This is a genomic window from Kineosporia corallincola (assembly GCF_018499875.1).
GTDB classification, from domain to species: Bacteria; Actinomycetota; Actinomycetes; order Actinomycetales; family Kineosporiaceae; genus Kineosporia; species Kineosporia corallincola.
Window position 1 is genome coordinate 174,577 of the sequence record NZ_JAHBAY010000015.1, and the last position, 13,191, is coordinate 187,767.

The window sequence follows — 13,191 nt, forward strand, 5'->3', positions numbered from 1 at the left end:
GGCAGGGCCTCATCCCCGGCCGGGTTCCGGTGTGTCTTCCTTGGTGACGACGGGAGCGTCGTCATCACGAGGGGAGATTCATGGTGATGCAGAGGGTGACCGCACTGGGGGTTGCGGTTCTCGGATTGTTCCTGGTGCTGGCGGGGTGGTCCGCGCCGGCGGCGATGGCCGAACCGGTTGCTGAACCGGTGGCGGCTGCTGGTCTGCCGCAGACCGGGCGGCAACTGGCCTACGTGCAGCGGGGTGATCGGGTCACGGTGTACCGCCAGGGCAGGGTGCTGGCCCGGGTCACGGCGGTGCCGGGCGGGCCGGGCCGGCTGGTGCTGAAGGTGGCGGCCGCCAGGGTCTTCGCCTTCCGCAGCGGGCAGTTCGTCTGGGCCGATCGGCTCGGTGACCACGACCCGGTCGATCCGTTGCGCAAGGTCCGGGTGAAGGCCGGGACCACCGAGACCGTCACCATCCGGTTCCCCGGTGCGAACGACGGCGACGTGATCTGGGCTCCGCGGCGGGAGAACTCGGTCGGGGTGTGGGTGGCCGAGGGAAACCGGGTGTCCGGTGCGCCGGAACGGTTGTCGCCCGCCTACGTGCAGCGCGATGCCGTGGCGTCGGTGTTCAAGGCCGGTCAGGTGGTGGCCCGGGTGACGGCGCAGTCGGCGGTGCGCCGGTCGGGCCGGGGCACGGTGACGGTCGAGGTGGAGGCGCTGAAGCGGGTCTCGTTGCGCCCGGCGGCGTTCGTCTGGGTGAACCGGGACGGTGATCGGCACCGGCCGGTGGGCGGGCACAAGGTCACGGTGCCGGGTGGCAGCGGCAAGACCGTCACCATGCTGTTCGACGACGTCTCGGCGGGCAGGCTGATCTGGTCGCCGCGTGAGGGGGTCGTCGCCGGTTCCTGGATGATCGGCTGATCCGTACCGGGCTGCGGTCAGAAAATTCTCAAGAAACTTCGAGAAGGCACACAACCGCAGGCCGGGTGGGGCGTGTTCTTCCGGACGACAGCGAGAGCGATCGTTCGAGAGGGAGAGCCCTGATGAAGAAGGTCACCGCGGTGGGGGCAGCAGCGTTGGTCGTGGGCGGCGTGCTGGCCGGTGGGGTCACGCTGCTGGCTCCGGCAGCCCAGGCAGCCCAGGCATCTCCAGCAGGCCAGGCTGTTCGAGCAGGCCGGGCAACTCCGGTCCGGCCCGCTGCTGCCGCCACCCTTCCGCAGGCCGGGCACCAGACGGCATACGTGCAGCGGGCCGACACGGTCACCGTCTATCGCGACGGCACGATGCAGGCCCAGGTCACGGCCGAGTCGGCCGCGCATCCGCGGGGCAAGGGCAAGCTGGTGCTCACGGTCGCCGCCAAGAAAGACTTCTCGTTCCGGGCCGGGCAGTGGCTCTGGGAAGACCCGGACGGCGGCGATCACGAGGCGGTCAACACCCGGCGCAAGATCAGTGTGCCCGCGGGCACCACGCAGACCGTCTCGATCAACTACTCCGGGGTGGGCAACGGCGACGTCATCTGGACGCCCGACGCGTCCAGTGTGGCCGGTGCCTGGTATGTGAAGGGGGCTGCGGTGCAGGGGGCTTCGAAGTTCCTGCCCACCAGCTACGTGCAGCAGGGCGGCACGGTCAGCGTCTACCGGGCGGGCAAGGTGGTGGCCCGGGTGACGCCGCGGTCCGCCGAGCACGCCGACGGCAAGGGCACGCTGAAGCTGGATGTCGAGGCGGTGAAGAAGTTCTCCGTGGTGCCGGCCTCGTTCCTGTGGGAAGACGCCGACGGTGGTGACCACGAGGCGATCGGCGACAAGAAGGCCGTCACCGTGAAGGCGAAGACCAGCAAGACGGTCACGGTGAAATATGCCGACGTCGCCGAGGGAACGATCGTCTGGTCGCCACGCGACGACTCCGTCGCCGGTGCCTGGACCGTGGACTGACCCGCACGCGTGCACGCACGGCCGCCGGACGGGCAGGATTGCGCCCGTCCGGCGGTAGGGGGAGCGTTGGCCGTCGACGGTAGGGGACGATGAAGCAGGACCTGAAAGACCGGTTCCAGCTCATGGCGCTGGCGGAGCTGCCGCGCCTGCGCCGGTTCGCGCTGGCGGTCTGCGGCGATCCGCACCAGGCAGACGACCATGTGCAGAACACGCTGGAACGGATGTACGTGGCCTGGCCCAGGGTGCACGACATCTCCCGGCCCGGAGCATATTTGAGGGCGATTCTGGTGCGGCAGATGCTGAACGAGAAACGGCGTCCGTGGCGTCGTGAACACAGCGCCGACCGGTTACCCGACCCGGGCTACGAGACCACTCCGGGCGCCGACCTGCACCTGGATCTCAGCCGCGCGCTGGCCGGGCTCACCACCAAGCAGCGGGCGGTGGTGGTGATGCGCTACGTCGAAGACCGGCCCGTGGCGGAGGTCGCGCAGATCATGCGTATCACCCCCGGCACCGTGAAGCGCCAGTGCGCCGATGCCGTGGTGCGCCTGCGCCGGGTGCTCGGCGACGACTTCATCGACGACGGCGCGGACGAGGTCCGCGCGGTGTCGTCCACTCCCGTACTCGACCTCGACGAGACCGGCAGGGGGCTCCAGTGACCCACGATCCGAGCCAGGGGCGGCCGAACCGGCTGTCCGAGAGGCTGAAACAGCTCGACGAGGCTCAGCAGCTGCCGGAGTTCGACCTGGGGGCGGCAATTCGCGGGGGTGAGCGCCGGCGCCGTCACCGGGCGATCGGTGGCGCCGTGGCGCTGACCGCCGGGGCCGGGCTGGTGGTGCTGGCGCTGTTCACCGGGCTGATCCTGAACTCGCTGCTGGCCGACGGCAACACCAGCCCGGCCACCTCGGTGCGCACGTCCGGGCTGGTGTACGCGCAGCAGGCCGACGCGGTCACGGTGAGCCTCGACGGCGTCGAGGTGGGCAGGGTGAGTCTGGTGTCGGCCTCGATCGACGGCTCCGAGCACGGCACGGTCGAGGTGAAGGTGAACTCGCAACGGTCGTTCACGCTGAACCCGGCCGAGTTCGTCTGGGCCGGTAGCCCGTTCGACCGTGAGCCCTCCCAGTCCGGCCGGTCCTTCGAGGTCGCCGGCACGGGCGTGCAGACCTTCACCTGGGCCTACGACACCGTCTCCGAGGGCGAGCTGGCCTGGCTCGACCCGGCCACCGGCGAGCTGATCGCGGCCTGGAGCGTGAGCGGGTCCGCGGCTCCGGTGCCGGTGACGCAGAAGCCGAACCGCACCTGGTATCTCCAGCGGGGTGACACGGTGTCGGTCTACCGGGGCCCGCAGCTCAGGGCCACGGTGACGGCCTACGACCTGACGGTGGGCGCGGAGGGCACGACGGCGCGGCTCAGGGTGAGCGCGGCGTTCGGGATCCGCTCCGACGAGTTCATCTGGGAGAACGTCGACAGCGACGGTGCGGATGTCGAACCGCCGCGGAGCGGCTGGCAATCCTTCACCGCGAGCGCCGCGGCCGACTCGACGGGGATCGAGTTCGCGGGTGGCGCGGAGGGATACCTGATCTGGTCGCCCGACGGAGACAATCCTGCGGGTATCTGGCGCACGGCGCAGGCGCCGGAGGTGCCGTGAGTCCGAGCGGGCTGAACCATCACTCCCAGACCGTGGCCAGACGCTCGAAGGTCTCCTGCTCACTGTGCACGGGGATCACGCAGAGCAGGTGCCCGCCCGGCGCCCGCAGGGTGCGGCAGTCCAGCCAGCGGCCGATCTCCACGGCGCCGAGGCCGGTCAGCCGGGTGGTCTCGGCGTCGAGGTCGTCGGTCTCGATGTCGATGTGGAAGCGAGGGGCGCCGTCGATCGACTGCACGGCCATCACCAGATCGGGAAAGGCACCGTTGATGTTGGTGAACTGTTCCTCCCCTGGCACGGGGCGGGCCGGCACGCCGAGGGCTGACGACCAGAATGATGCGGCGGCGGAGGCTTCGTCCTGGGGCACGTCGATGAGCAGGGTCGAGAATCGGCTCCGATGCATGGGACGACGCTATGCGGTCGGCGCCGGGATGTCAGCCAGGGCGGATGACCGTTCAGCCCAGCCTGAGTTACCCCGGATCACCACCGGCGTGGGCATCGGTTACCCGCCGATCACCCGGATCGGGCTCCCCGCCGAGTAGGCCAGAATGTCTTCCAGCGCATCGGAATAGAAGGACCGATAGGTGTTCTCGCTGACATACCCGATGTGAGGCGTGAGCACGGTGCGGGGCGCCGAACGCCACGGGGAGTCAGCCGGGAGGGGCTCGGTGTCGTACACGTCCAGGGCCGCGCCGCCGATCCGGCTCTCGTGCAGGGCCTTCAACAGGGCGGCCTCGTGGATGATCGGGCCGCGCGAGGTGTTCACGACCAGCGCCGTCGGCTTCAGCAGGGCCAGTTCCCGTTCACCGAGCAGGCCCCGCGTGCGCTCGGACAGCCTCAGATGCACCGACACGATGTCTGCCGTGGTGAGCAGTTCGTCCCGCTCGACCGGGGTCACGCCCAGCGAACGGGCATGCTCCGCATCGAGATTCGTGCTCCAGGCCGCCACGTCCATGCCGAAGGCCAGGCCGATGCGGGCCACGGCGCTGCCGATCCCGCCCAGCCCGATCAGGCCCAGCCTCCGCCCCGCCAGGTCGGTACCGACCGTCCGCTGCCAGCCGCCGTCGCGCAGCCTTCGGTCTTCCTGCGGGATGTGCCGGGCCAGGGCCAGGATCAGGCCCCAGGTCAGCTCGATGGTGGCCTGACGCCCACCACCCCCGGTGCCGCAGACCGTGACGCCCAGCTCACGGGCTGCGGGGACGTCGATGGCGGCGTTCACCGGGCCCGTCGTCACCAGGAGCCTGAGCCGGGGCAGCCGGCGCAGCACACCCGCCGGGAAACGGGTGCGCTCACGCATGGCCACCACGACGTCGAACGGTTCCAGCGCGGCCACCACGGCGTCTTCGTCCGCGAAGGGCTCACGGAACACCGTGGGCCGCAACGACGACCAGTCCGCGTAGGTCAGGGCGACGTCTTGGTAGTCGTCGAGGATCGCCACCGCCGTGATGTCGGGCATGCCCGGATCAGCCTCCGATCAGTTGCGCCACCGCGTTCGTGGTGGCCGGATGGGTCTGGAGCAGCCGGACAGCCTCAGCCACTCCAGCCTCAGTTGCCGCAACCTCCGTCGCCGCAGCCTCAGTTCCCGTTGCTCCGGGCTCCGCCTCGGGCCACCCTGCCACACCGCCTGTCGTCCACTCTCCCGGCCGGCCCAGCAGGCCGGCCACCCCCAGCGCTGCCCCTGGATGGGCGTCGAGCAACCGGCGCGCCCCGGCCACGACCGGGTTCTGCCGATGACCGGCCTCCTGCCCAACCCCCTGCCCCGCCCTCTGGCGGCCCGGCTTCGGCACCCGGTTCCACGGCGCCGTCCAGGCGTCCAGCGCGGGCAGCCGACCCGGGAACGTGCGCCCGGCCTCCCGCGTGAGCACCGGCACCAGCTCCGCGGCCTCTTCGCGCAGCGTGATGATCAGCGTGGGCAGCCAGGGCAGCAGCACCGGGTCGGGCAGCCGGGCGAAGGCCTTCGAGATGGTCTCGACGACGAACGGCGCCAGCCTCGGGACCGGCTCCAGGGCATGCACGAAACCGGCCACGTACTGCGGGAAACTGGGCACGACGAGAGGGTTGGCCAGCAACTCGTCGCAGTGCTCGCGCAGGTCACCGACCGCCAGGTCGCCGAGCTGGTGCCGGGCCGCCCAGAACAACGCGGTCTTCGCCGGGCCGTACGGAACTGACTGCCGCACGGCCAGTTCCAGCTGGGTGCGCTCGCAGCCCAGGCTCAGGGCCAGCCCTTCCATGCTGAACAGGAAGCCCAGCATGGCCGCCACCTGCCGGACCCCGGTCTCCTCGTCGCCGAACGCCGTGGGCAGCAGGGTGCAGTAGTGCGCATAGCCGGCCGTGACGAACTGCTGACACCAGCCGGGCAGCACGTCGCCGGGATGGGACGGGCTCTCGTAGTAGGCGATCAGCCGCCGGATGCGGCCCAGCACCAGCGGCGCCTCGTCGACCGTGCGCTCGGCGCCGAGCAGCTCGACCGCCCGCCGGCCCAGCTCGTCGCTCAGCCGAGGGCTGTCGAGCAGCCGCAGCGAGTCTTCCACGGCGTTCAGGGCATCGGCCGCGGTGGCCTTCGGATCGTGCACCGCATGCCGGAGACGCTGCTCCAGCACCTGTTCCACGGTGACGCCCTCGTAACCCAGCTCGATCAGGGCCCGCTGGTTGCGGCCCAGGTCGAGGTCCCAGCTCTCCTGCACCGACCGCTCACCGAGCCGCCGCGATCCCATGATGGTGCGCACGGCATGACCCGGCAGCAGGTACTGGAGACGCCACAGCAGCCGCGAGCAGTCGGCCAGCCCGGGATCCGCGGTCAGGTCGAGCAGCGCCCGGCGGATGGTGCGCGACGTCAGGTCGAGCCCCAGCGGTTCCAGCCGGTCGTGCACGTCACGGGCCAGCGGTGGCAGCGCCTCGTAGCCGACCTGGCCGACCTTGTCGCCCCCGAGCAGGATCTCGCAGATCCGGCGTACGTCCCGCCGGCCCGGCACCACGTCCTTCTCGATGCAGGTGACCGCCGCGTCCTGGAAGTCGTACGGGGTGGGTCGCGCCCGGCCCCGCATACCGGCCAGCAGCACCGAGGTCTCGAACACGGCGATCGCGTCGGCCGTGCTGGCCAGATAACCGTTCCGCCGTGCCAGCCGGACCAGGTCGACGCACCAGCCACGCAGTTCCGCGTCGTCGAGGCCGCCCGGCGGGGGAGGAGCCGCCAGATACCCGGTGAGCCGGTCGGTGGCCGGCGCCGCGACGGCGGCCGGGGGCAGGGCCTTGACGGTCTTGCGTCGTCCACCCTTCTGGCCTGTCAGCCGGAACGGTGAAAGACGCGACCGGCTGAGCTCTTTCTGCCAGGTGGCCGCCGCGATCGACACCGAGCCCGGAGCCAGGCCGAACTGCGCCTCGATCGCCGAGTGACTGGAGGGGATCAGCCCGTAGAGCCAGGCGGTGGCACTGCGTGGGGTGATGTCCAGGTCGGGCGTGCCCGGCTCGGACCCGGCCTCGACCACCCGGCTGACCGCGTGGAAGGCCCCGCACACGTAAAGACAGTCGGCCCGGTCCACCCCGGAACCCGCCAGGTGCTCGCGGATCCGCGTCCACATGTAGCGCTCGCGGTCTTCGTCCATGGCCAGGCGCCGCGTGCCCTCCGGCGTGAGCCGCCGGAACAGGCTGCCGATCAGCGTCATCACCTGGCGGTAGGTGTCGTGGTCGGCCCCGGCCAGGGGCTGCTCCACGTACTGGTCCCACCACTCCGACCAGTGCCGCACCCGCCCGTGGTGCAGCAGGTGCTCCTCCAGCTCGGCGAACCTCGGCCGCAGGTCGCCGATCTCGACCCCGACCGCGTCGCCGTGCAGATCGTCCTCGGTGTCGTCCCGGGTCTCCTGCTCCTGGTCGTGCGGCATCCACTGGAACACGTGGTCGGCGGAGCGGTCGACCAGAACCAGCTCCACCCCGGGGGTCTCCAGGGCGTAGGCGATGGCCTGGTACTCGGCCGAGGCCTCGGTGACCGGGGCGACCACGCTCAGCGGGCCCCAGGCCTTCGGGAACCCGTCGAGGTCGGAGGCGAACGCCTGGAGCGCCACCGGCAGCCGGCAGTTGCGCAGCTCGGTCAGCAGCGGCTGGAGGTCTTCGCAGAGCTCCAGATAGACCACCCTGGGCTGTTTCTCGCGCAGCCGCCGGCCCATCGCCAGCGCGGAGGCCGGGGAGTGGTGGCAGACCGGGAAGATCTCCAGGGGCTCGGCCATGGCGTGGTCCACGTCGTCGACCAGGCCGGTGAGGATCTCGGGCAGCGCCGCCGGGCCGCCGGTGAAGGCGGCCGCGGCGTCGAGGAGCTGCTGCCGCAGCGGCTCGAAGACCTCACTCATGACAGGGCGCTGATCGCCTGGCGGCCACCCTCGAGGAAGCCCGTCCACGGGCCGCCGTCGGTCTCCTGCTGGCTGCGCGGCTCCACCACGCCGTGCCAGTAGGTGTTGAGGATGGCCAGGTCTTCCGGGCTGCGGCGGGCCAGCGACCCGACCAGCGACCCGGCCAGTGTCTGGGCGGTCAGCTGGTTCTCACCGAAGAAGGTGCTGTGCAGCACGGCGTCTTCGAGCACGCCGATCTGCTCGGCCGTGGACAGGGCCGACTCCAGTTTCTCGTCGTCGGTCTTGGCGGCGGCCGCGGCGGCCCGTAGGTCGGCGAAGCTCTGGAGCAGCACGTCGAACAGCGTCGGCGGCACCTCCAGCTCGATCGAGTGCCGGCGCAGCAGTTCCTCGGTGCGGAAACGGACGATCTCCGCCTCGCTCTTCTTGTTCGTGACCACCGGGATCCGGACGAAGTTGAATCGCCGCTTCAGCGCCGACGACAGGTCGTTGACGCCCCGGTCACGGCTGTTGGCGGTGGCGATCACCGAGAACCCGGGCTTGGCGAACACGATGTTGTCGTCGTCGAGTTCCGGTATGGACACGTACTTCTCGGACAGGATCGAGATCAGCGCGTCTTGCACGTCGCTGGTGGCCCGGGTGAGCTCCTCGAACCGCCCGATCACGCCGCCCTCCATGGCGCTCATGATCGGCGAGGGGATCATCGAGTCCCGGGACTGCCCCTTCGCGATCACCATCGAGACGTTCCACGAGTACTTGATGTGGTCTTCGGTGGTGCCTGCCGTGCCCTGCACGACCAGCGTGGAGTTGCGGCTGATCGCGGCGGCCAGCAGCTCGGCCAGCCAGCTCTTGCCGGTGCCCGGGTCGCCGATCAGCAGCAGGCCGCGGTCGGAGGCCAGGGTGACGATGGCCCGCTCGACGATGCTGCGGTCACCGAACCACTTCTGGCTGATCTCGCGGTCGAGCCCGTCGGCCCGCTCCGAGCCCAGCACGAACGTGCGCACCATCTTGGGGCTGAGCCGCCAGGAGAACGGCTTCGGCCCGGTGTCGACCGACTCCAGCCACTCGAGTTCCTCGGCGTACTTCACTTCGGCGGGGGCGCGCAGGATCTCACTCATGAAAGGGCTCCTCGTTCAAGATTTAAAGGGGGGACGACGAAAAGATCAGCTCAGGAAGGTCTTCAGCTCGGTCACCAGCTTGCGCACGTGACCGGAGAGCACCGGGGTGCCCTGGGCCTTGAACCGCTGCCGGAACCAGGGATTCACGCTCTGCTGCCCACCGCTGGAGACCGACCCGACCGGGATCAGCTTCACTCCCGACCGGTGCAGGGCCTCCAGGCCGGTGAACACCTCCTTCTCCTGCCACTCGTAGAAGTCGGAGATCCAGACCACGACGGTGTTGCGGGCGTCGGCGATCTTGGGACGGGTCAGTTCCAGCGCGGCCCGGCCGTCGGTGCCGCCGCCGAGCTGGGTGCGCAGCAGCACCTCGAACGGGTCGTGCACCCACGGGGTGAGGTCGAGGGCCCGGGTGTCATAGGCGATCAGGTGCACGTCGACCTTGGGCAGCCCGGCGAAGATGGACGCCAGGATGGTGCAGTTCACCATCGCGTCGACCATCGACCCGGACTGGTCCACCACCACGATCATCCGGGCCGGGGTGATGCGCTTGGCGGTCTGCTTGTAGAACAGCCGGTCGACGTACAGCTTCTGGTCGTCCGGGTTCCAGTTCGGCAGGTTCTTCCAGATGGTGCGGTCGATGTCGAGGTTGCGGAACACCCGCTTCGGCGGGATCGACCGGTCGATCGTTCCCGAACTGGCCTGCGCCACCTGGGTCTTCAGCACCTCGGCGACCTCGTCGACGAACTTCTTGATCAGCGCCCTGGCATTGGCCAGCGCCACCCCGTCGAGGTTGTCCTTGTCGCGCAGCAACTGCTCGATCAGCGACATGCTCGGCGTGAGCTGCCGGGCCAGCCGGTCGTCGGCCAGCACCTCACGCAGGTGCATACGCTTGACCAGATCGCCCTCGATGGAACCCAGCACCGGCCCGAGCCGCGCCGGGCCGCTGCCGGGGCCCGTGCCCACGCCCGCCCCGGAGCCGGAGCCGGTACCCGCGCCCGCCCCCGAGCCGGAGCCCGTACCCGCGCCCCGGCCCCGCATCCCGCCCGGCTCGAAACCGCAGGCCCGCTCGAACCATCCGGCGTCGGACTGCCAGCGCGCCAGCTGACCGGCGGTGACCTCACCGGTGCCGGTGGCGAACACGTTGTACAGCACCTTGGACGCCAGCGCGGCCCGGCGCACCTCCAGCTCCCTGCCACCGGTCTGCGACTTCTCCGCCGTCATCAGGCCGTCGAACTCGGCCTCCAACTGGGGAAAACGCTGCACCAGACTGTCGATCGAGGTGGCCGGGTCGAGCAGGGCCGCGGGCAGGCCCAGGTCGTCGACGACGGCCACGCTGGCGGTCTCCAGGGCCGGCTGCTCGTCGGGGTCGAAAAGCCTGGCCAGAAGCCGCCAGTACAGCACCTGACGGCGGTTCTCCAGGGCCTGGGTGGTCTCGTCGGGTGTCATTTCCGCAGCAGCCTTCCCGCGCGCTCGCGCAGCACCTCGACAGCGGCACCGGCGGTGGCTTCGGCCTTGGCGGCCCTGGCCTCGGTGGGGCCGAGCGCCCAGTCGCCGGTGTGCACCGAGACCGGCTTCTTACGCACCGTGGCCTGCACCGCCAGCGGCCGCACCGACCAGCGCCCGGCGTCGTGCCGCAGCAGCCCGATGCAGGCGGTGGACGCCTTGACCAGCGCCGGGGTGAGCGGCCCGGCGGCGGGCAGCGGGTCGACGGCCACGACCGTGCCACCCAGGTCCAGGCCTTCGGCCGTGGCCTTGTAACCCTCCAGCAGAACGGGTTCCGTGATCAGCGCGGGGTGCCGGTCGAGCGGCGCGACCACCGGTGCCGCCGCGCCACCCAGCCGCACGCGGGCCGTGACGAACGGGTCCGCCGCCTCGCCCGCCTCGGCCAGCGACTCGTTCCAGAGCAGGTCTCCGGCGGCGGTCAGGGGCATGCCGGCGAGCTCCAGCGACTGCTGCCCGGCCAGAGCGCCCAGCAACACCGGGAAGCCGGTGAGCATGCGCCACACCGACGGCCCGGTGATGGTGTCGACCTTGGCCGCGGTGACGGTGGTGCGCACGAGCCGGACCTCGTCGCCGGTCTCCAGCAGGCCGTGCACCCGAACTCCGAAAGCCGTTGGGTGCTCGTGCAGATCGGCGCCCAGCACCAGCAGGCGGCCGTCGACGGTGGCAGCCGGTGCGCCGGGGCCCGGCAACAGCATCGTGCGGGTCCACAGATCGGCCCAGCGCCGGGCCGGCACCCGCTCCAGCGTGGCCACCGGGGCCCCGGCGCGCAGCTCCGCGGCGAAGCCGTCGACCAGCACGGCCAGCCGCCGGTGGTCCGGGTTCTCCAGCAGGCCGGGCACGGCCCGGGAGCCGGTGGCGGCGATCTCGTGGTCGACCCCACGCCAGCCGGTGATGGCCAGCTCGCGCAGCCAGGAGCGAACCGCCTGGGGCACCACGGAAGTGGCTGCGGAGTCAGCGAACTCGGCACGCGAGCGCCCGAGGGCCTGGTCCAGGTGGGACAACAGGGCGTCGTGGGCGGCCCCCAGCAGCGCCGCCCGGGCGCCGGCCAGGGCCAGCAGGTGCTCGTCGGTGACCGACCCGGCCTCGATCTTGCCGATCGCGTCGGCCACCGGGGCGGCCAGCGGCGAGCCGGCGAACACCGCGGACAGGTCGGCCAGGGACTGGAGGTGGGTCTCGTCGGGGCGGCCCAGCCCGTGCACCAGCGCCTCGTCGAACCCGTCGACCAGGGCGAACACCTCGGCCAGACCGTCGGGTTGGCCGCTCAGGACCTCGTTCAGGATCACGCCGGCACCGGCCCGGCCGGGAACCAGCTGAGCTCGGGCAGCGGATCGGTGCTGACCGGGAGTTCCAGATAGGCCAGGTGCCGCAGGAAGCTGCTGAACACCTCGGCCGCGTGACTGGGGGCGCCGGTCGGGTGCAGGCCGCTGAACAGGGGCTGCCCGTCGGCCGTCTCGATGCTCAGGTAGCGCGCCACCCGGGCCGCGCCGAACTGCTTCTCGGCCTCGGCCAGCAGGGCCTGGATGTGCTTGCAGGAGTAGCCCTGGCCGAGCCCGCCGCAGGGCCGGTTGTTGTTGGTGGAGCAGCTCAGCCCGTGGTCGCCGGCCGAGACGGACGAGACGTAGACGCGCTCGATGTCGGACCCGCTGGACACCACCCCCTGCAACCGCCCCTCGGACAGCTCGAGGAACGGAACCTTGGCCAGCTTGCGTGGATGCACCGGTGGCACCTGCTGCACCGTGCTGCCGAGCGCCAGATCGGCATCGTCCTGCTTCACAACCCCTGCCCTCCTTGGCCCGGCCCCTCCGGGTGGCAGAAGTTCTAGCGGAGACCACCGACAGAATTGGATCGCCCCAGGTGAGGCCGGTCTGACACGATGCTGGCCGCAACGATGGGAGCGGTAGGTTGAGCGTCACCGGATCAGCCCCAGAGCACTGTGGTCCTTCAGGCTGTTCCTGGGCTCCGGTCTTCGTTGTGCTGCTGGTCCGCAGCCGTCAGGCGGACCGGGCCATGGGTGTCACCTGACCTGCGACAACCGGTGCAGGGCCTGCGCGGGGGAGCGGGCCGAGAGGTCCGGCCCCGGTGATCCGCCGGGCCAGGTGCGGCCATGGCTGACCCATGCCGTCGAGAGGCCGAGCCGGGCGGGCCCCACGACGTCCATCAGGGGATCGTCGCCGAGCATCCACGGCAGTGTTCCGCCCGAGATCCCCATGGCTGCAACGGCGTCCAGGTAGGCAGCGGAATCCGGCTTGCGCAGGCCGGACTCGCCGGAAATCCGGACGATATCGAAAAACTCCAGAAGGTCGTTCTTTTCGAGCTTTCCGTTTTGGTTGTCCGCTTCCCCATTGCTCAGCAGGGCCAGCCGCCAGCCGGACTCCCGTAATGCCGTCAATCCTTCCCGGACGCCAGGAAATGCTGCCGCGAAGGTGGGCATCAGCGAACGATATTCGGCCCAAATCTCCGATGGATCCGCCGCCAGGTCGAAGGATGTGACCAACTCGGCGAAGAACTGCTGTCGCCGTGACCGGAAGCGAATGTCCAGCTTGCCGACCAGAACACGGTCGAGGCCGTTCTCGGCGCAGAAATGATCGGCCCAGCGGGCGAAGGCAGAGTCCCGGTCGATCAGCGTTCCGTCCAGATCGATGATCGCCACCCGCATCGGCCCAGCCTAGGCCT

At 70.6% G+C, this 13,191-nt stretch carries 12 protein-coding genes; 4 read left to right on the forward strand and 8 right to left on the reverse strand.

Features of this window, described 5'->3' with window-relative positions; translation table 11 throughout:
• Positions 1 to 80: 80 nt before the first annotated feature.
• The 4 genes from KIH74_RS29625 to KIH74_RS29640 all read left to right on the forward strand — a co-directional run bounded on the left by KIH74_RS29625 (position 81) and on the right by KIH74_RS29640 (position 3,563).
• Positions 81 to 905 (forward strand): hypothetical protein, encoded by an 825-nt coding sequence (locus KIH74_RS29625; RefSeq protein ID WP_214159671.1) that lies wholly within the window; start codon positions 81 to 83, stop codon positions 903 to 905.
• A gap of 122 nt (positions 906 to 1,027) precedes the next feature.
• Positions 1,028 to 1,915 (forward strand): hypothetical protein, encoded by an 888-nt coding sequence (locus tag KIH74_RS29630; protein ID WP_214159672.1) that lies wholly within the window; start codon positions 1,028 to 1,030, stop codon positions 1,913 to 1,915.
• 89 nt (positions 1,916 to 2,004) lie between these two features.
• Complete coding sequence (locus KIH74_RS29635) at positions 2,005 to 2,574, forward strand: SigE family RNA polymerase sigma factor (RefSeq protein WP_214159673.1); 570 nt, start codon at positions 2,005 to 2,007, stop codon at positions 2,572 to 2,574.
• The gene (locus KIH74_RS29640) at positions 2,571 to 3,563 is read left to right on the forward strand and encodes a hypothetical protein (RefSeq protein ID WP_214159674.1); all 993 of its coding nucleotides are present in this window, start codon (positions 2,571 to 2,573) and stop codon (positions 3,561 to 3,563) included. The genes KIH74_RS29635 and KIH74_RS29640 overlap by 4 nt, the downstream gene beginning before the upstream one ends.
• 19 nt (positions 3,564 to 3,582) lie before the next feature.
• Here KIH74_RS29640 and KIH74_RS29645 read toward each other — a convergent pair whose 3' ends face one another.
• The 8 genes from KIH74_RS29645 to KIH74_RS29680 form a co-directional block, all read right to left on the reverse strand.
• The gene (locus KIH74_RS29645) at positions 3,583 to 3,963 is read right to left on the reverse strand and encodes a VOC family protein (protein ID WP_214159675.1); all 381 of its coding nucleotides are present in this window, start codon (positions 3,961 to 3,963) and stop codon (positions 3,583 to 3,585) included.
• A gap of 99 nt (positions 3,964 to 4,062) precedes the next feature.
• Positions 4,063 to 5,016 carry a D-2-hydroxyacid dehydrogenase family protein gene (locus tag KIH74_RS29650; RefSeq protein WP_214159676.1) on the reverse strand — a complete coding sequence of 318 codons (954 nt, stop codon included), beginning with the start codon at positions 5,014 to 5,016 and terminating at the stop codon, positions 4,063 to 4,065.
• A gap of 7 nt (positions 5,017 to 5,023) precedes the next feature.
• Positions 5,024 to 7,900, reverse strand: a complete 2,877-nt coding sequence (locus KIH74_RS29655; RefSeq protein ID WP_214159677.1) for a DUF5682 family protein — start codon at positions 7,898 to 7,900, stop codon at positions 5,024 to 5,026.
• Positions 7,897 to 9,015 carry an ATP-binding protein gene (locus KIH74_RS29660; RefSeq protein WP_214159678.1) on the reverse strand — a complete coding sequence of 373 codons (1,119 nt, stop codon included), beginning with the start codon at positions 9,013 to 9,015 and terminating at the stop codon, positions 7,897 to 7,899. The genes KIH74_RS29655 and KIH74_RS29660 overlap by 4 nt, the downstream gene beginning before the upstream one ends.
• A gap of 45 nt (positions 9,016 to 9,060) precedes the next feature.
• Positions 9,061 to 10,461, reverse strand: a complete 1,401-nt coding sequence (locus KIH74_RS29665) for a vWA domain-containing protein (protein ID WP_214159679.1) — start codon at positions 10,459 to 10,461, stop codon at positions 9,061 to 9,063.
• A complete protein-coding gene (locus KIH74_RS29670; RefSeq protein ID WP_372492145.1) occupies positions 10,458 to 11,798 on the reverse strand; it encodes a hypothetical protein in 1,341 nt (446 codons plus the stop codon). The genes KIH74_RS29665 and KIH74_RS29670 overlap by 4 nt, the downstream gene beginning before the upstream one ends.
• Complete coding sequence (locus KIH74_RS29675; RefSeq protein WP_214159681.1) at positions 11,798 to 12,292, reverse strand: hypothetical protein; 495 nt, start codon at positions 12,290 to 12,292, stop codon at positions 11,798 to 11,800. The genes KIH74_RS29670 and KIH74_RS29675 overlap by 1 nt, the downstream gene beginning before the upstream one ends.
• A gap of 240 nt (positions 12,293 to 12,532) precedes the next feature.
• Positions 12,533 to 13,174 (reverse strand): HAD family hydrolase, encoded by a 642-nt coding sequence (locus tag KIH74_RS29680; protein WP_214159682.1) that lies wholly within the window; start codon positions 13,172 to 13,174, stop codon positions 12,533 to 12,535.
• Positions 13,175 to 13,191: the final 17 nt, after the last annotated feature.